The sequence below is a fragment of the Aeromonas sp. R2-4 genome, assembly GCF_040908365.1.
In the GTDB taxonomy this organism is placed as follows: Bacteria; Pseudomonadota; Gammaproteobacteria; order Enterobacterales; family Aeromonadaceae; genus Aeromonas; species Aeromonas veronii.
On record NZ_JBFODO010000002.1, the window covers coordinates 186,652 to 204,916 of the forward strand.

The following is an 18,265-nucleotide window of genomic DNA, read 5'->3' on the forward strand; positions in this document are numbered from 1 at the left end:
AAGGAGTCATGATGCAGATCCAGCAAACCCGTCTTGGGGGCGTTGCCGAGGCGCAGGCAAAGCCCAAGTTGCAGGGCCGCGCAACTGCACAGGCTCACACTCCGGAAAATCGAAAGCAGAACGAGCGCCACCCCAATATTATCCGGATGGATAGATGGGCCCTGATCGGCGCAGCGCAACAACGCATTGCTCATGCTCAGGGTGGGGAACAGGCACTCAATCAGGTTTGGGGTGAATTGAAGCGGCTGGAACGCCAGTTGGGTCAGCGTGAGCTGGCTAGCAGTGACGTTGCCAACCGCTTAAAAATGCTGGAAGAGAAAGTCACCCAACCAAGAGGCCCTTTGACTGACGATCTCAAGCCCAGACTTCTTGCGTCACCTCAGGAGCTACGCACCCGGTTCAGTGCCGAGCATCTGGATTTATTAAGCGCCAAAAATAGCACTGAGCGACTGGTGTTTTCTTTCCCCCAAAGCAGTAGTGCGGTGGAGGTGACCATCCCGGCCGGAGCGCGAGAGGGGGAGGTCGCAACCATACTCGATCGGGCGCTGCGTAAAGAGCATATCCGGGCTCGGCTGAATGAGTTGGGCAAGCTGGAGCTCTCTGTCGCTGAACCCCATCGTCGCAAACTGGATGAGCCGGTACTGATCCGGGGCGAGGGGATTCGTATCCCGGCTGGCAACCCGATCCCGGTGCAGTTCAAGCCCAGGGCCGGAGCGCTGACTCACATGGCCGAAGGGATTGCCAAAGGGGAGATCCGTCAGGAGCGGCAGCGGCTGCAAAAAGTACTTGGCGAGATTGAGCAATCGGTTCGGGAGTTGAAACAGTTTCGCCAGAAGATGGTGCTGCAACTGGACAAGGTCAAGGCTCGCAGTCAGAACCTGAAACAGGAGGAGCTGGCACAGTTGCAATCCTCTCTGGCAGCTCGCCTCTCACAAGGCGGTTATATGGGCACCATGTCCGGTCTGCTGGCGCAGGCCAATGTCACTCGTCAAGGGGTGGTTGCGTTACTCACTTGATAGCGCTGAGCTGTCTCCTTGTAAAAAACCGCACAAGCTGACTTGTGCGGTTTTTTTATCTCTGTGATGCCCTCTTGTGCCAGTGACGGCGCTGTCTGCTCGCGGGCCCACTGTTTCGCATCCGAACGTGGGGGGCCAAGAGAAACTGCTGTTCAGCAAAATAAGATTTAATTTTCACGACGCCGTGGTCGTTCTTCATTGGGGTCAACCCAAACGCTGCCTGTGGCAGCATCTATTTCGAGGAAACGAAAATGAGTCTGTCAATCCACACCAACTTTGCCGCCATGGTCACCCAGAATCAGCTGGCTTCAACCAACAAGCTGGCCAGCACTGCCATGCAGCGTCTGGGTACCGGTATGCGCATCAACTCTGCTGCTGACGATGCTGCTGGTCTGCAAATCGCCACCCGTCTGCAATCCCAGTCCAACAGCCAGAAGACCGGTATGCGCAACGCCCAGGATGCCATCTCCATGATGCAGACTGCCGAAGGTGCCATGGACGAGATGACCAATATCGTTCAGCGCATGAAGGATCTGGCCACTCAGGCCGCCAACGGCACCAGCAGCGATAAAGATATTGCCGCCATGAATGCCGAATTTGGTGAGCTGACCAAAGAGCTGAAAAATATCGCTGGCAATACCACCTTTGGTGGTGAAAACCTGTTGGATAGTACCAATGGCAAATTTGCCAAGGGTAAAGTGACTTTCCAGATTGGCGGCACTGATAAAGAAACACTTACCGTAGATATTGGTGAAACACTGAAGAAAGTTGTCGGTGGAGCCCCAATGAGTAAAGTTGATCAAGATGCTTTAGCTGCAATTGCCGCTCCTACAAAAGCTGTAGAAGATGCAAAGTTGGCGCTACAGGCAGAAAAAGATAAATATGCTCCTCTCAAGAAAACAGAAGATGACGCTAAACGCCTTTATGATGCTGACCCAGCCAAAAAAGGTGATTGGGAGACAGCAAAAAAAGCAGCTGATGCTCAAAACGGAGTTGTTGTTACTAAACAAATTGATGTCGAAGATAAGCAAAAAGCACTAAATAATGTAAGTGCTGCTGCTATGACCGCAGGTTCTGGTCTGGACTCAGGCACTTTGACTCTTGGTCTGCAAAGCCAAGAGCATGCCCAGAAAGCCATCGGTGAGCTGGAATCCTTTATGCAGGATATCACCAGCGTACGTTCCGCTTTCGGTGCCAATATCAACCGTCTGGAGCACACCGTTAACAACCTCTCCAACATGAAAGAGAACACCGATATCGCCAAGGGGCGCATCATGGATGCCGATTTCGCCACCGAAAGCACCAACATGACCAAGAACCAGATGCTGATGCAAGCTGGCATGTCTGTGCTGGGTCAGGCAAACCAGATGACTGGTATGGTCACCGGTCTGCTGCGTTAATCGCTATAAGGGCCGCCACCTGTGTGGCGGCCTCTTTTCTTCCCCTTGCCGGTTGAAAAGTGCTGGTGTAACAGCCTTTTTCAACAAGCAAGTCTTGCCCTGATACCGAAGGAGTTGATATATGCAGGTCGATCCCGCTTCAGCCGCGATGAACATGGTGACCAATGAGCGCAAGAACATGGACAAGCTGCTCAAGGGGCAGCTGGCCAATGTCAAGGCGCAGCAGAGTTCGCTGTCATCCATTAACTCCAAGCTCTCCAGCTTTCAGACTCTGCTGAAAGATATGAACAAGCCAGCGACGTTGCAGGCCCAGAAAGCCAGCCTCTCGCAAGAGGGGATCATGACGGTCACCAGCAATGGCAAGGCGACCCCGGGGCAATATAACTTTGAGGTCAAGCAACTGGCACAGGCCCATCAGTTCGGGGTGCAACTGGCAGATGACAAGGCGCCATTGCCAACCTCCGGCAAAGTGTCGTTCACCCTTGATGGCAAGGCGTTTGCTATCGACTTGGCGACCTTGCCTGCGGGGGCGACAGCCCAGAGTCTGGTTTCTGCGATAAATGATTCGGCGGATAACCCAGGGGTTAAGGCAAGCCTGATCCGCACGGATGGCAAGGTTAACCTGGTGCTGACCAGCAAAGAGAGCGGAGTAGCCAAGGTGTTTACCCCCACCTATGATGGCGACCCGGCTTCAGCCTTCGGCAAGGCTTTTATCGATGGCAAGGTGATCACCCCGGGTCAGGACTCCATCATCAAGATGGGGGTTGGCGACGGTGCGCTGGAGATCAAATCGCCGACCAACAAAATTGAAAACGTAGTTGAAGGGCTGACGCTGGATCTCACCAAGGTGCAAAAGCCAACCGATGGCCCGATGCAGGTGACAGTGGCTTATGACAATGAAGCCGTCACCGGCTCATTGAAGAAATTTGTTGATAGTTACAATGAGTTGCTGGATCTGTTGAACAAAGAGACATCCACCGATATCAAGGCGAAAGGCGTACTGGCTTCTGATGCCACGGTGCGAGGTTTGAAAGGTGCGCTGGCCAACGCGGTTCGCAATCTTCCTGCTGGCATGACCCTGACTCAGCTTGGTATCAAAACCGAGAAATCGGGCAAGTTGGCGTTTAGTGACTCGGATTTCAAAAAGTCGCTCGAGAAGGACCCTGAACTGCTGGGCAAGGCGCTGATGGGGGATGACGGTTTGCTCAAGCGGATGAGCAAGGTGCTCGATCCTTTCTCCAAGACTAATGGTGTGATGGCCACTCGCAAGAGCACATTGGAAGCCAATCAAAAGCGACTTGATGATAAAATGGAGTCGCTGAATAAACGGATGGAGTCTGTTTACAAGCGTTACCTCAATCAATTCACCACCATGAACCAGATGATGCAGACCATGGGAGCACTTTAAGCTTTTCCCCTGGATGAACTGGTTTTGAACCTGCAATAGCGAGTGACCCATGTTTGAATCCGAAGATGGCTACGACGCCTATCGATTTGCTGCCACAGAAGCCAAGGCGGCCAGTGCCGATCCATATCAGTTGGTATTGATGTTGATGGATGGCTTGCTTGACGAGATAGCCAGAGCCGAAGGGCATATCTTGGCCAAACAGTTTGAGCGCAAAGGGTTGGCCATCAACAAGTGTCTGCAGATCCTGGGGGGGCTGGACAGTGCGCTTGATATGAATAAGGGGGGCGAACTGGCGGTTAATCTGCATCGTCTTTATGACTACTGTGGTCAAAAATTGTTCGAAATCAGCGTTTCCAACAATGTTGAGGGGTTCGCCGAAGTGCGCAAAATCCTGCAAGAGCTGAAAGAGGGTTGGGAAGCAATGGCGCGTCATCCTCGTTAATACGGAAGTAGTACTTCCTTCCTCTCTGTTCTTTCTCACGCCCAACATATTGAAATTTCTTGGTTCTCGGTCTGGCCCACTCCTTGCTTGTGGGCTGGTTCATCTTCTTTTTGGGGCTCGTCATGTCAGGTATTGCTCCCGTGTTGCGTGAGACCGAACTGCAGACTCGCCAGCGTCAGTTATTGGGGTTGGGTACGCTCTTGCTGCAACAAGCGCAAGCTGGCCAGTGGGATGCAGTCAGGCTAACCGATGGACGTTTTGCACAATTTGTCTCTCAAGTTAGCCGGAATCCCCAACTCTGGGCTGCGTTGCAACCAGCAAGAGATAAAGCCCGAATTTTGTATCGACAGGCATTGCAACTCTGCGAGCAGGAGACCCAGGTTCGTAAACAGGAGTGGCAGCAGCTTTCTTCGATTCGTGAAGGCTTGACCGCCTACGGTGAGACAGAGCAATGGGATTGATTCAATTTAGCGGTTTTGACGCTGCGTATTTGCCGGATGTCACGGCCTTGAACCGTTTGTCCGGCCAAGCCGGCAGTGAAGGGGAGTTATATCAACCGCTGGATGAGGCGGTTGACCCTCTGGTTGCATTGCCCTTGCCCGAGCTGGCTGCCAGCGATGTTGCGGTAGAGGAAAAAGAGAACGAACAGCCAAGGATGGAAGGCGACCCGGCTGAACAGCTGCAAGCGTTTACCAATATGCCTCCTCTCTTTGTCAGAGTGAGTGATGCCGATCTTGATGGTTTTCGTGTGAGCCGTACTTTTTCCCGAGCTGAAGGTAGCACCGGTGGCCAGCAGGTGGTGGTGGATAACAAATTGCCGCCCTCTCTTCGTGCATTGATGGGGAGTGCGACCACGCTGCCCGAGCAAGAGGTGATGCCGCGTCGTGAAACGGTCTCTGCTGCTGCAGAACAGGCGCTTTCTACGTTGCTTGCCAAATCAAATGGGCAAACCGGTGTATTGCCCGGCCGCTTCACCTTGCCGATTATGGCCGCCGGTCTCGATGCTGGAAATGTGCCTGATACCGCTGCGGTAGAAAACAGGTTGCCAGATGCTCGCCAGCTGGCAGTTGGACAACTCGCCGCTGCACCGCTGCGTCCGGTCGACTATCAATGGGCACCTGTCCGGTTGTCAGACAACCAGAGCCAGTGGGGACAGCAGCTGGTTAGCCTGCTTCAGGACAAGGTTGAACTGCAGGTCAATCAACAGGTGAAACAGGCCCACATCCGGCTGGATCCGCCAGAGCTCGGGCGACTGGAGTTGACCGTCAAGCTCGATGGTGACCGGCTCAATGTCCAGTTGAACGTGACCAATCCGGCGGTGCGCGATGCGATGATCCAGTCGATGGAGCGCTTGCGCATGAGTCTGGCCCCCCATCATGCCGGCGGGGTCGAGGTCAATGTGGGGCAGGGTGGCGAACAGGGACAGCAGGAGCGGTGGCAACAGGAGAAGATCCTGGCTGGCCGCCGCCAGTGGCAGGATGATCCGGATTCCCAATGGGATACGGTGCACGACTGGCTCAATACACTGGTCTGATTTTTAACCCGTAACAGCGAGAGTGGTTTTACATTATGCGTCGTGTCATGAAGTGGTTGATGATATTCGTCATGGCTCTGTGTCTGTTGGCCATACTGGCCTATGGCGCATGGCTTAAGCGCGATGTGGTCGAAGTCTGGCTCGGATTGGCAGAGCCAAGGCCCGAGCTGAGCAGCACTCCGCTGTTCAAGCCGATGGAGCGCTTTGTTATCAGTCTGGAAGGGGGTGAACAGTCTCATTATCTGGTGCTGGAGCTGGCACTGGTGACCTACAACCCGGCGCAGGTTGCCAAGCTGGATGAACTGACGCCACTGATCCGCAATGCCATGGTGCAGTATTTCAGCCACCGCACCCATGATGACGTAAAAGTCGAGCTGCAGAATATTTCCAAGTTGCAAGTCTCTCTGCGCGACAAGCTGGTCACTACGGTACAGGGATATGGCTATAAGCCCTATCTTGATGAAGTGCTGATCACCAAGGTACTGGTACAGTAGCCACGATATGACTGATTCCGTTTGGGATGCTCAACAAGAGTTTGCCGATACTCCGCAACTTCCTCGCACGGGAGAGCCTGCTATTCTTGCTCGCTATCTACCCTTGGTGAAGCGAGCCGCCAGCCATCTGCGCAGCCAGGTCAGTGCCTGTTTTGATCAGGAGGACATGGAGCAGGTGGGAATGATGGGATTGCTGGAGGCGTGGCGCCGTTATGGCAGCGAGCCCGATGCCCAGTTTGAAAGTTATGCCTTCAAACGGATTCGTGGCGCCATGCTCGATGAGTTGCGCCGTCTGGACTGGCGACCCCGCCAACTGCGACAGCAGGTACACGGCCATAATCAGGCGCAGCGTGAACTGCACAATCGTTTGGGGCGCCCCCCCTCAGAGCAAGAACTTGCTGCTGCGCTCGACTGTTCGGTGGATGAGGTGCGTCAGTTGTCCTACGCCAGCCAGGCTGAAGCGCTGCAGAGTCTGGAAGAGTGGCTGGAGAATGGCGGCAAAGCTCCGACCACAGAGTCTGATGATGTCGATATGGCGATGACCATCAGCAAGGTGTTGGCCACTCTGGATAAACGCGAGCAGTTATTGCTTTCCCTCTATTACCAGCAAGAGCTCAATATGAAAGAGATCGCGCTGGTGCTTGGATTAACCGAATCCCGGGTTTGTCAGCTGCACAAACAATGTGTACTTCAGCTAAAGCAGCGATTGGTCGACTCCATATAGTAGTGCTTCACCTTTACTGGTGACCCTTCTTGTATCGTGCGGGAACATTCATGCAAAAACAGATTGGCATCGGCGTCATATTAGTGTGCGTGCTGGGTGGCTTCATGATGGCCGGGGGAAACCTCGCAGCCTTGTGGCAGCCAGCCGAGCTCATCATCATCATCGGCGCAGCGGTAGGCTCCATGTTTCTGGGCAACTCGAAAGAGGTGATGCATGAAATGTGGCGGCAGATAAAGATGTGCTTCAAAGCGAATAAAGAAGAGAAAGAGGTCTATCGTGAGCTGTTGACTCTGATGCATCAACTGCTTGAAGAGACACGCAACAAGGGTATGAAGGCGCTCGACGAGCATATTGAAAATCCCCAGCAGAGCTCGGTTTTCTTGATGTATCCCCAGATTTCGGAAGATCCCCAACTGCTTGGTTTCATTATCGATAACCTGCGTCTGCTCGGAATGGGCAAGATCACACCCCATGAACTGGATACCGTGCTGGAGCAGGAGATCATGGCCATTGAAGAGGACATGCTCAAGCCTGCTCATGCCTTGCACAAAACCGGCGAGGCCTGCCCGGGCTTCGGCATTCTTGCTGCGGTGATGGGGATCATCATCACCATGCAGCAACTGGACGGCCCCCTGAGCAATATCGGTGTCCATGTGGCGGCGGCGCTGGTAGGCACCTTTATCGGTATTTTCCTCTGCTACTGCTTGCTGGAGCCAATCAGCAATGCCATGGAAGAGATGGTCAAGCGCCGTATCGGCCTGTTGATGTGCATCAAGTCGATCCTGATTGCCCAGTTGCGTGGCAAGACACCGCTGCTTGCCGTCGATTCGGGTCGCAAGATCCTGGAACCTGAAGTCAAACCAAGCTTCCTTGAGCTGGAAGATTGGGTGACCAACAGGGCGATGTAATGCGCAATCACGAACAGATTATCGTCAAGCGCCAGCAGCGTCGTAACAGCGGTCCCAAAGGGGGCGGCGCCTGGAAGGTGGCATTTGCCGACTTCACGTTGGCCATGATGGCTTTCTTCATGGTGCTCTGGATCCTGGCTGTGTCCAATCAGGAGGAGCGGGAAGTCGTTGCCAGCCGCCTGCGGGACTACAGCATCATGGACAGTGAGGCCAACCCGTTTGATATTCGCAACAGCCCCTATCCTGTCGATCTCGGTGGCAATCCCTCCGTGATTGATGAGTTGAACCCCAAGTTCGATCAGCAGGGTCAGCTGATGCCAAAGCATATGGACCGTAATCAGAGAATTTTTTTTGACGGTCCGGGCGGTGGATATGAAAAGCTGTTGATAGGCAAGCTTGAGGGGGAAGCCCAGATGAAGCAGCTGGCCAGCTTTATCGACCATCTTGCTGAGCAGATGCAGGCGAAGAATAACCTCGAGATTCAAATTGTTCCCCAAGGATTGCGGATCCTGATCCGTGATGACGCGGATCGGGAAATGTATAGCCGCGGCAGTGCCCGTATTAGCCCTTTCTTTCGCCATATGTTGATGGCGCTGGCCCCCATATTCCAGCGTATCGAGAATCGGGTCATGATTTCTGGCCATACCGACAGCACACCGTTTGCCGGTGACAACTACAGCAACTGGGAGCTATCGTCAGACCGCGCCATGATGGCAAGACGGGTGTTGCTGGCGGGAGGCATGCCACCTGAACGGGTCGGGCAGGTTGTCGCGATGGCCGATACCATGCTGGAAGATACCCGCAATCCACAAAGCAGCCGTAATCGGCGCATTGAATTGCTGGTCATGACAACCCAGGCAGAAACTAATCTGGAGCAACTTTTCAGCTCCCAAACGCAAGCGGCAACCAGCCATGCCAAGGAGATGATTTCCTATGGACGACCCTGAGATCGAGTTTCCGCTGCATACCTCGCACAATGATCCACGCAGAAAAGTACCGCGCTGGTATCTGCATGATGGAACAACGCCTTTCGAGTCACAGAGTTGTGGTATTGCGGCCAGATTGCTGATTTCCGGATTGCTGTTTGACAAGAGCATTGGCCGCGCTGTGATCAAAGACATAGGTCCGGGCGGGGTCGGTTTCCTTGCTCCTGCTCGATTTGAATTACCCGAAACGGTGACACTCTCCCTGTTGCCGCGAATTGCGCTGGATTGCAACATCACTCATCGTCGCGCTATTGGTCGGCAGCTCTGCTTTTATGGTGCTCGCTGGTCATATCCGGAAGAGGTCGATTTGGCTCCGGTACTGAGCCATTGGCGCCACTGTTTCATGGTGCCGCAATCAGCGGCCGCTTCTGCTGAATCCCAAGAGGATCAGGCAAGCGTTCCAGCCTGATCTCGCCTCGACTCATATCAAGCCCCCTGGCAGCTTTCAGCAACAGGGGGTCATGCAGACTGTCCAGTGAGACCGCTTTGACAATGGCGGTCGCCCCTTTCTTCCGGTTGGCGGTGGGGGCCTTGCCCTTGCTATAGACGATCGGACAATTGGTTATCCCTTGCGCGACAGGGAGTTGCCAGGCCGGATTCCAGCGGCTGGCGTCATTCATTGACACGCCCTTTGCCTGAGCCCACGCGGGCAGTGAGCAGCCGTTCGGATGACGGAATATTTGCAAATCATTGCCGCTGTGCCATGGCGGAAGTTGAAACTGATAGCTGTCAGCCATATCAAGCAGTCTTGCCAGCGCAACAAAGCGCGCGACATAAAAGCGTGTTTCAGTCGGAAGCTCCAGTTCCCATATATTACGTGTCCCTGCTTTTAAAACCGCATTGAGTACCCGCCCTTCTCCTGCGTTGTAGGCGGCCAAAGCAAGCAGCCAGTCATTGCCAAAGAAGCGATACAGCCATGCCAGATAGGAAAGGGCAGCCTCTGTCGACAATGGCAGTGAATAGCGGCCATCAAATTCGCTGGTGATGGGAATGGCAAATCGGGTGGCGGTATCTGGCATCAGCTGCCAAGGGCCTGCGGCGCCAGCAGAAGAGACCACATCCAATCGGTAACTGCTTTCCAGTAAAGGAACAAAGGCAAGCAAGGGCGGCAGTTTGCGTTCGTGAACCTGTTCCGCGACCCAGCGAATAACGGGCTGTGTCTCCGCAAGACGTTGTTGGAGATAAGGGCGCTGCTTCAGCAAGAATTGCTGCTGCTGGCTGACCAAGTCAACTCCTTTACCCTGAATCGGGACAGGGAAACCAGCTTGCCAGTGATAATTGTGATAAGCATGGCAAGATGTTGATATCATTAACATCCCGCTCATTAGCAAAAAAACGAGCCGGGTCATGGGGCAATTGTTGAGCAAGGATCGCGCAATAATAAAAACATGATATATCTCAACAGTTTTTTGAATTTAAGGTCGTCTGATCATGTGTAATCCAGGACGTAGCAAGCATGATAACACGAGTAAAAAAGAGCCCAAATTCGGGTAAAGCGATTCAGAAGTTTTTGCTGTATCTGATACTCGCCAATTTCATTCTGATGGGCTTGTACATTGGTTACGCTCAAGAGCTGACATTTGCCACCAATATTCTGCTGACATCCCTGCTGATTATTTACAATCTGTTGCTTTGTCAGTTGGTGTCTCTGCGTGCTCGCCGTTCGAAAGATGGTTACATCATCTATCCAGTGATATGTGTCAGTATTTTGCTCTGTGCAGTGGTATTGTTCCGTTTCATCATATCGCCCAGATAGTGACCGCTCACCGACTTGCTGCTTATTAATCACTTTCTGTTTTTTCAGCAATAACTCTTGGAAAATCAACCTACTCAATCCGCAGCATGCAATTGCTGCGTCAATATGTTCCCTCTGTCCCATCTCCTTGCTTGAAAAGCCCCCTGCACGTCCTTAAACTTCAAGGTGGGGAAAAGTGGATCAAAGTGGTTTTTAGAGGGGCAATCTGCCTGCTCACTCACCTTCAGGGACTGCAATTTGTTGCGTGGCGCTCATGCCATCAGCCTGGACAGTAAAGGGCGGCTGGCAATTCCGACCAAATTCCGTGATTGGCTGCGCGATGAAAGCGACGGCCAGCTGGTCTGCACCATCGATATTGCCCATCCCTGTCTGCTGCTCTATCCCCTGAATGAATGGGAAGAGGTCGAGCGCAAGCTCAAGACCCTCTCCAGCATGAATCCGCAAGAGCGCCGTTTGCAGCGTCTGCTGCTGGGACATGCAACCGAATGCGAGCTGGATGGCAATGGCCGTCTGCTGCTCAGCCAGCCACTGCGCAACCATGCGGGGCTGGACAAGAAAATCATGCTGGTGGGCCAGCTCAACAAGTTTGAGTTGTGGGATGAAGCCCGCTGGCAACAACAGGTCAATGACGACATCTTGGGTCTGCCCGGGGACGATTGGGCAAACTCACCACGACTACAGGATTTCTCTTTATAAATGACCCAAGCCGCTGAACACATCACAGTGCTGCTGCACGAAGCCGTTGAAGGTCTGGCCATCAAGCCGGACGGTGTCTACGTCGACGGTACTTTTGGCCGTGGTGGTCATTCTCGTCTGATCCTGCAGCACCTTGGCCCTAATGGCCGCCTGATCGCCATCGACCGCGATCCCCAGGCTATCGCCGAAGCGGCCAAGATCCAGGATCCCCGTTTCGAAATCGTGCACGGCCCCTTCTCCGGCATCGCCTCCTATCTGGATGAGCGCGGTTTGCTGGGCAAGGTGGATGGCTTCCTGTTGGATCTGGGGGTCTCTTCCCCCCAGCTGGATGATGCCGAGCGCGGGTTCAGCTTTATGAAAGATGGTCCGCTCGATATGCGGATGGACCCCACTTCCGGCCAGAGCGCCGCCGAGTGGTTGGCCAAGGCCGATGTGGATGACATCGCCTGGGTGCTGAAGACCTTCGGTGAGGAGCGTTTTGCCAAGAAGATCGCCCGCGCCATCGTGCATGACCGTGTGACCGAGCCTTATGTGCGTACCCGCCAACTGGCGGAGATGATTGCCCGGGTCAATCCGAGCAAGGAGAAGGGCAAGCATGCGGCAACCCGCAGTTTCCAGGCCATTCGCATCTATATCAACAGCGAGCTGGACGAGATCGAAACCGCGCTCAACGGTGCGCTGGAAGTGCTGGCACCACATGGCCGTCTGTCAGTGATTAGCTTCCATTCGCTGGAAGACCGATTGGTAAAGCATTTCATCCGCAAGCACGAGAAGGGGCCGGAAGTGCCTTACGGCATTCCGTTGACCGAGGCCCAGCTGGCTGGCGGTCGCAAATTGAAGTCGGTCGGCAAGGCGCTCAAGCCTTCTGATCATGAAGTATCTGAAAACAGCCGGTCACGCAGCTCGGTGCTGCGGGTTGCCGAACGGCTGGCGGAGTAAGCGATGAGCGAAGTGCGTGTTCATCTTGCCAAGGAGATCGTTGCCGATCTCTGGCGGCACAAGCTGCAGATTTTTCTGTCGGTCGCCGTGCTGGTGACCGCGTTTGCCGTGATCCTGGTGACCAACATGACCCGCGGTCTGACGGCCAAGCAGAACGATCTGATGGCAGAAGAGGATCGCCTCAATATCGAATGGCGCCACCTGCTGCTGGAGCAGGGCACCCTGGCTGAACACTCCCGGGTGGCGAGTCTGGCGATGGACAAGTTGCAGATGGGTCGTCCGCTGGTGACCACCGAGAAGGTAATTACCCAACCATGAAACGCAAGGCTACAGCCAAAGCTGCCAAAGCGAATGTCAAAGCGCCATCGATCTATCCGTGGCGCTTTCGCACGCTTGCGGTGTTTATCGGCATCGCGTTTGTGGGTCTGATCCTGCGTCTGGCCTGGATCCAGGTGATCAATCCGGATCGCCTGCGTCAGGAAGGGGACATGCGCTCCCTGCGTACCACCTCTACCCAAGCGGTGCGCGGCATGATCACCGATCGCAACGGCGAGCAGCTGGCGGTTTCGGTACCGGTCGAGGCGGTCTGGGCCGATCCCAAGACAGTACATGAATCCGGTGCCATCAATAATGAGCGAGCCTGGCTGGCACTTTCTGCCGTGCTCAAGCTCGACATCAATACCCTCAAACACCGCATCGCCAACCCCAGCAAGCGCTTCGTCTATCTGCAGCGTCAGGTTACTCCTGCGGTGGCGGAATATATCAAGGGGCTCAAGCTGGGTGGCGTCTACCTGCGCCCAGAAGCGCGCCGCTTCTACCCGACCGGTGAGATCAGCGCCCATCTGGTGGGGGTGACCAACATCGATGGCAGCGGTATTGAAGGGATCGAGCGCAGCTACAACGAGTGGCTGACGGCGACACCCGGCGAAATGCGGGTGCGCAAGGATCGTCAGGGCCGCGTCATCGAACGGCTTGGCATCGTCAAAGAGGGCAAGAACGCCAACGATCTGCAGCTAAGTATCGATCAGCGGGTGCAGGCTCTGGCCTACCGTGCCCTCAAGCGGGCAACCGACGAGAACAAGGCGACCTCCGGCTCCATGGTGATGCTGGATATCAAGACCGGTGAAGTGCTCGCCATGGTCAACACCCCCTCCTATAACCCGAACAACCGCGGCCAGTATCAAAGCTTCCGGGTACGCAACCGGGTGGTGACCGATACCTACGAGCCGGGTTCGACCGTCAAGCCATTGATTTTGCTCAGTGCCTTGCAGGCAGGTGTCACCAGCTGGAAGGATTTCATTCCCGGTGGTCCGCTCTTTATCGGTGCCAAGCAGATCAAGGACGTCAGTATCCACAAGGCGACTAACCTCTACGATATCCTGCGTTACTCCTCCAACATCGGTATGTCGCGCATCGCGCTGCGGATGCCGGCGCAGGAGATGATCAATACCCTCAGCATGTTCGGTTTCGGCATGGATACCGGCAGCGGGCTGATGGGTGAGAGCAGCGGCATGCTGCCCCAGCGTCGTCGCTGGTCCGATATCGAGCGGGCAACCCTCTCGTTCGGTTATGGTCTGCGAGTCACCCCGCTGCAACTGGCTTCCGCCTATGCCACCCTGGCCAACAAGGGCAAACGGGTGCCGCTCTCCATCGTCAAGGTGACTACGCCGCCCAAGGGTGAGCAAGTTATTGATCACAACAACGCCGCTGCCATGTTGCAGGCTCTGGAGTACGTGGTCGACAACGCCATTCCAAAAGCCAAGATCCCGGGCTATCGGGTTGGCGGCAAGAGTGGTACCGCCAAGGTCGCCGTTGCCGGTGGCTATGGCAAGGATTACATGGCCTGGTTTGCCGGTTTCGCACCCGCCAGTGATCCCCGTTTCGTCATGGTGGTGGTGATCAACGAGCCAAAAGGCAGCGCCTATTATGGCGGCGCCGTGGCGACCCCACCGTTTGCAGAGGCCATGGGCGGGGTGCTGCAGCTCTTCAATATTCGTCCCGATGCGGTGCCGCCAGCGGTGCCCACCAAACTTGCCCGTACGGAGGCTTCTCTTGTCCCGCGCACTTGATGCATTACTGCGCCCCTTCGGTATCCAGGCGCCGGCGCTCACCCTGACCGATATCCAACTGGATAGTCGGCGGGTTGGCCCCGGCTCGCTCTTCGTGGCCATTCGCGGTCATCAGGTGGATGGCAGACGGTTTATCGAACAGGCGGTGGCTCAGGGAGCGACCGCTGTTGTGTTTGAGGAGGATGGTGAATTTATCCCACCATCGACTCCGGTTCCCTGTATCGGGATGCGGGAGCTGCCCGCTCACCTCTCTGCTCTTGCGGGCTATTTCCACGATCAGCCAGCCCAAAAATTGGATCTGGTCGGGATCACCGGCACCAACGGCAAGAGCACTACGGCACTGCTGGTCGCTAACTGGCGCACCCTGCTGGGCGGTAAAGCGGGCGTGATGGGCACCATCGGCAATGGCCTGTTTGGCCATCTGATCGAAGCGGAAAATACCACCGGCAGCGCCGTACAGGTGCAAGCCAATCTGGCTGCGCTGCAAGCGCAGGGGGCGGATCTGGTGGCGATGGAGGTCTCCAGCCACGGTCTGGTACAGCACCGTGTGGCAGCTTTGCCCTTTGCCGCTGCCGTTTTCACCAACCTGAGCCGGGATCACCTCGACTACCACGGCACCATGGAAGCCTATGGCGCGGCCAAAGAGCAGCTGTTGCAGCTGGTCGATGAGTCGAATGCAGTGATCAACCGCGATGACGAGCTGGGTGCCAAGTGGCTCGAAAAGTACCCAGCAGCGGTGGCGTTCAGCGTTAATGGCCCGATTGAACACCATTCTGGCCGTCAATTAACGGCGCAGCAGCTCGATTTTCACCAGCAAGGTTTTCGCGCGCAGATTAACTCCAGCTGGGGGAATGGTGTATTATCCGCCCCCTTGCTCGGGCGCTTCAACGTCAGCAATGTGCTGGCCGCGATGGGCGTGATGCTGGTGCTCGGTTACGACTTCAACGAACTGCTGGCGACAGCGCCTCAGTTGCAGCCGGTGACCGGTCGCATGGAGTGCTTTGGCGGTGGCGATACGCCGCTGGCGGTGGTCGATTACGCCCACACCCCGGATGCGCTGGAGAAGGCATTGCAGGCCCTGCGGGTGCACTGCACAGGCCAGCTCTGGTGTCTGGTCGGCTGTGGTGGCGACCGCGATCGCGGCAAGCGCCCCATGATGGCCGCCATGGCCGAGCAGTATGCGGATCGCGTGATCCTGACCGACGACAATCCCCGTACCGAGGAGCCGGCCCGGATCATGGCCGACATGGTGGCGGGTCTTCGCGATCCTGCTGCGGTGCAGGTGGAGCACGACCGGGTCAAGGCGATTGCGCTGGCCATCGGTCAGGCGAGCAAACAGGACATCATCCTGGTGGCCGGTAAGGGTCACGAGGATTATCAGATCATTGGAACCGACAAGCGGCACTATAGCGACCGGGAAACCGTTGCGGCCGCCTTGCACACATTATTGGAGTCATTCAAATGATGACCCTCAGGCTTGCCGAGCTGGCTCAGGTACTCGATGCCCGTCTGATTGGTGACGACGGCGAGATCAGCGTCGTCAGTACCGACACCCGCACTCTGGGCGCGGGTGCCCTGTTCGTTGCCCTGCGCGGCGAGCGCTTCGATGCCCACGATTTTTGCGAGCAGGCCGTTCAGGCAGGGGCCTCTGCCCTGCTGGTCGAGCGTGAGCTGCCGCTGGCAATTCCCCAACTGGTGGTAGCCGATACCCTCAAGGGACTGGGCCGTCTCGGCAAACTGGTGCGTGAGCGCATCAACCCGAAAGTGCTGGCTATCACCGGCAGCTGCGGCAAGACCACGGTGAAGGAGATGGCAACCGCCATCCTGCGTCATGAAGGAGAGGTGCTGGCCACCGCTGGCAACTTCAACAATGAGGTGGGCGTGCCGCTTACCCTGCTGCGCCTCGAGCCGCAACACAAGTTTGCGGTGATGGAGCTGGGAGCAAACCACAAGGGCGAGATCGCCTGGACTACCTCGCTGGCCAAACCGGATGCCGCCATCATCAACAACGTTGCTGCTGCTCATCTTGAGGGCTTTGGCTCTCTTGAAGGGATCTACCACGCCAAGAGCGAAATTTTTGAGGGCTTGAGCGAAGGCGGCACCGCCATCGTCAACGCCGACAACGAATTCTGGCCGAAATGGCGCGAGCGTGGCATTCGCTGCGCCTTCTCCATTGAAGATCAGAGCCAGCCGTTCCATGCTCGCGATGTAGTTCTCAACACTCAGGGTTGTGCCGAGTTCGTTATGGTGACCCCGCAGGGCGAGGTGAGCCTGACTCTGGCGATCCCCGGCCGCCATAACGTAGCCAATGCGCTGGCTGCTGCTGCCGGTACCTTGGCACTCGGTGCTTCTCTGGCCTCGGTCAAAGTCGGTCTGGAGCTGATGGCTCCGGTCAAGGGACGCTTCTGTGTTCAGCACTGGGGCGGTCTGACCCTGGTGGACGATACCTACAACGCCAGCGTGGAGTCCGTGTTGGCTGGCATCGATGCCCTGACCGCCATGAGCGGCTTCAAGGTGCTGGTGTTCGGTGACATGCGGGAACTGGGTGAGGAGTCTGCCGAGCAACATGCCCGGGTTGGCCATCATGCCCGCGAGTGCGGTCTGGATGCCGTGCTGACAGTGGGGGAAGAGAGTCGCCACACCGCAGATGCCGCGGCTGGCCGACATTTCGATAACAAGGCGTCGTTGTTTGAAGTGCTTGCGCAAATGATTAATACACATCAGGAAATTTCGATTCTGGTCAAAGGGGCCCGTGGCTCCCGCATGGAAGATATCGTCAAGATGGTCGTCGACCATCAGGAGTCAGCCGCATGCTAGTCTGGCTGGCGGAACTGCTCACCCCGCACTTCACCTTTTTCAACGTCTTCTCCTACCTGACGTTTCGCGCCATCCTGTCGATCATTACCGGTCTGGGTGTCGCGCTCTGGATGGGGCCGCGCCTCATTCGTCGCCTGCAGATCCTGAAGTTCGGTCAGGTGATCCGCAACGATGGTCCCGAGTCTCACCTCAGCAAGCGGGGTACCCCGACCATGGGGGGGCTGATGATCATTGCCGCCATCTTCACTTCCGTGTTGCTCTGGTGCCGCCTCGACAACCCCTATGTCTGGCTGGTGCTGTTTGTGCTGGGGGCCTACGGTGCCATCGGCTTTGCCGACGACTACCTCAAGGTGGTGCGCAAGAACACTGACGGTCTGATCGCCCGCTGGAAGTATTTCTGGCAATCCGCGGTAGCGCTGGCGGTGGCTGTGTTCCTCTATGCGACCGCAACCCATGAGGGCCAAACCCAGCTGGTGGTGCCTTTCCTCAAGGATGTGATGCCGCAGCTTGGCTTGATGTTTATCGTGCTGACCTACTTTGTCATCGTCGGCACCTCCAACGCGGTCAACCTGACCGACGGTCTCGACGGCCTGGCCATCATGCCGACCGTGATGGTGGCGGGGGGCTTTGCCCTGATCGCCTGGGCTACCGGTAACGTCAACTTTGCCAACTACCTGCACATTCCCTACGTGCCCTATACCTCCGAGCTGGTGATCGTCTGTACTGCCATCGTCGGCGCAGGTCTGGGTTTCCTCTGGTTCAACACCTATCCGGCCCAGGTCTTCATGGGCGACGTTGGTTCCCTAGCACTGGGCGGCGCGCTCGGCACCATCGCCGTGCTGGTCCGTCAGGAGTTCCTGCTGGTGATCATGGGCGGCGTCTTCGTGATGGAGACTGTCTCGGTGATCCTGCAGGTGGGGTCATACAAGCTGCGCGGCGTGCGGATCTTCCGCATGGCGCCGATCCATCACCACTACGAGAAGAAGGGCTGGCCGGAGCCGCGCGTCATCGTGCGCTTCTGGATTATCACCCTCGTGCTGGTGCTGCTGGGTCTTGCCACCCTGAAGGTGAGGTAA

At 56.1% G+C, this 18,265-nt stretch carries 19 protein-coding genes; 18 read left to right on the forward strand and 1 reads right to left on the reverse strand.

The window, feature by feature from the left end; all coding sequences use genetic code 11:
• The first annotated feature begins 8 nt into the window (after positions 1-8).
• From AB5Z05_RS01165 to AB5Z05_RS01215, 11 genes are all read left to right on the forward strand, one after another.
• Positions 9-1,016 (forward strand): hypothetical protein, encoded by a 1,008-nt coding sequence (locus tag AB5Z05_RS01165; RefSeq protein ID WP_368149914.1) that lies wholly within the window; start codon positions 9-11, stop codon positions 1,014-1,016.
• A 251-nt stretch (positions 1,017-1,267) separates the two neighbouring features.
• The gene (locus tag AB5Z05_RS01170; RefSeq protein ID WP_362775096.1) at positions 1,268-2,416 is read left to right on the forward strand and encodes a flagellin; all 1,149 of its coding nucleotides are present in this window, start codon (positions 1,268-1,270) and stop codon (positions 2,414-2,416) included.
• A 121-nt stretch (positions 2,417-2,537) separates the two neighbouring features.
• Positions 2,538-3,824, forward strand: a complete 1,287-nt coding sequence (gene lafB / locus AB5Z05_RS01175) for a lateral flagellar capping protein LafB (RefSeq protein ID WP_368149915.1) — start codon at positions 2,538-2,540, stop codon at positions 3,822-3,824.
• A gap of 49 nt (positions 3,825-3,873) precedes the next feature.
• Positions 3,874-4,266, forward strand: a complete 393-nt coding sequence (lafC, locus tag AB5Z05_RS01180) for a lateral flagellar export chaperone LafC (RefSeq protein ID WP_005336195.1) — start codon at positions 3,874-3,876, stop codon at positions 4,264-4,266.
• A gap of 59 nt (positions 4,267-4,325) precedes the next feature.
• Entirely contained in the window at positions 4,326-4,727 is a 402-nt protein-coding gene (locus tag AB5Z05_RS01185; RefSeq protein ID WP_234921483.1) for a LafX, read from the forward strand.
• A 47-nt stretch (positions 4,728-4,774) separates the two neighbouring features.
• Entirely contained in the window at positions 4,775-5,800 is a 1,026-nt protein-coding gene (locus AB5Z05_RS01190; RefSeq protein WP_368149916.1) for a flagellar hook-length control protein FliK, read from the forward strand.
• 71 nt (positions 5,801-5,871) lie between these two features.
• The gene (gene lafF / locus AB5Z05_RS01195; RefSeq protein ID WP_368149917.1) at positions 5,872-6,294 is read left to right on the forward strand and encodes a lateral flagellar basal body-associated protein LafF; all 423 of its coding nucleotides are present in this window, start codon (positions 5,872-5,874) and stop codon (positions 6,292-6,294) included.
• Positions 6,295-6,301: 7 nt separating this feature from the next.
• Positions 6,302-7,018: a lateral flagellar system RNA polymerase sigma factor LafS gene (lafS, locus tag AB5Z05_RS01200; protein ID WP_047438672.1), complete on the forward strand. Its 717-nt coding sequence runs from the start codon at positions 6,302-6,304 to the stop codon at positions 7,016-7,018.
• Between the two features lie 50 nt (positions 7,019-7,068).
• Positions 7,069-7,926, forward strand: coding sequence for a lateral flagellar motor stator protein LafT (gene lafT, locus AB5Z05_RS01205; protein WP_019444796.1), 858 nt, complete (start codon positions 7,069-7,071; stop codon positions 7,924-7,926).
• A complete protein-coding gene (lafU, locus tag AB5Z05_RS01210) occupies positions 7,926-8,873 on the forward strand; it encodes a lateral flagellar motor protein LafU (RefSeq protein WP_368149918.1) in 948 nt (315 codons plus the stop codon). Before lafT ends, lafU begins: the two co-directional genes overlap by 1 nt.
• Entirely contained in the window at positions 8,860-9,321 is a 462-nt protein-coding gene (locus AB5Z05_RS01215; RefSeq protein WP_115521595.1) for a hypothetical protein, read from the forward strand. The genes lafU and AB5Z05_RS01215 overlap by 14 nt, the downstream gene beginning before the upstream one ends.
• Here the strand turns inward: AB5Z05_RS01215 and AB5Z05_RS01220 are convergent.
• Positions 9,254-10,228, reverse strand: a complete 975-nt coding sequence (locus AB5Z05_RS01220; RefSeq protein WP_236553511.1) for a lytic transglycosylase domain-containing protein — start codon at positions 10,226-10,228, stop codon at positions 9,254-9,256. The genes AB5Z05_RS01215 and AB5Z05_RS01220 overlap by 68 nt on opposite strands.
• Before the next feature lie 677 nt (positions 10,229-10,905).
• Here AB5Z05_RS01220 and mraZ point away from each other — a divergent pair.
• The 7 genes from mraZ to mraY are packed head-to-tail and all read left to right on the forward strand — an operon-like array spanning position 10,906 to position 18,265.
• Positions 10,906-11,364, forward strand: a complete 459-nt coding sequence (mraZ, locus tag AB5Z05_RS01225) for a division/cell wall cluster transcriptional repressor MraZ (RefSeq protein WP_043821948.1) — start codon at positions 10,906-10,908, stop codon at positions 11,362-11,364.
• Complete coding sequence (rsmH, locus tag AB5Z05_RS01230; protein ID WP_005336168.1) at positions 11,365-12,303, forward strand: 16S rRNA (cytosine(1402)-N(4))-methyltransferase RsmH; 939 nt, start codon at positions 11,365-11,367, stop codon at positions 12,301-12,303.
• Positions 12,304-12,306: 3 nt separating this feature from the next.
• Entirely contained in the window at positions 12,307-12,621 is a 315-nt protein-coding gene (gene ftsL, locus AB5Z05_RS01235; RefSeq protein ID WP_005336166.1) for a cell division protein FtsL, read from the forward strand.
• Positions 12,618-14,372, forward strand: coding sequence for a peptidoglycan glycosyltransferase FtsI (locus tag AB5Z05_RS01240; RefSeq protein ID WP_005336163.1), 1,755 nt, complete (start codon positions 12,618-12,620; stop codon positions 14,370-14,372). The genes ftsL and AB5Z05_RS01240 overlap by 4 nt, the downstream gene beginning before the upstream one ends.
• Positions 14,305-15,837 (forward strand): UDP-N-acetylmuramoyl-L-alanyl-D-glutamate--2,6-diaminopimelate ligase, encoded by a 1,533-nt coding sequence (gene murE, locus AB5Z05_RS01245; protein WP_368149919.1) that lies wholly within the window; start codon positions 14,305-14,307, stop codon positions 15,835-15,837. Before AB5Z05_RS01240 ends, murE begins: the two co-directional genes overlap by 68 nt.
• Positions 15,834-17,189 (forward strand): UDP-N-acetylmuramoyl-tripeptide--D-alanyl-D-alanine ligase, encoded by a 1,356-nt coding sequence (gene murF, locus AB5Z05_RS01250; RefSeq protein ID WP_368149920.1) that lies wholly within the window; start codon positions 15,834-15,836, stop codon positions 17,187-17,189. Before murE ends, murF begins: the two co-directional genes overlap by 4 nt.
• A complete protein-coding gene (mraY, locus tag AB5Z05_RS01255; RefSeq protein WP_005355120.1) occupies positions 17,183-18,265 on the forward strand; it encodes a phospho-N-acetylmuramoyl-pentapeptide-transferase in 1,083 nt (360 codons plus the stop codon). The genes murF and mraY overlap by 7 nt, the downstream gene beginning before the upstream one ends.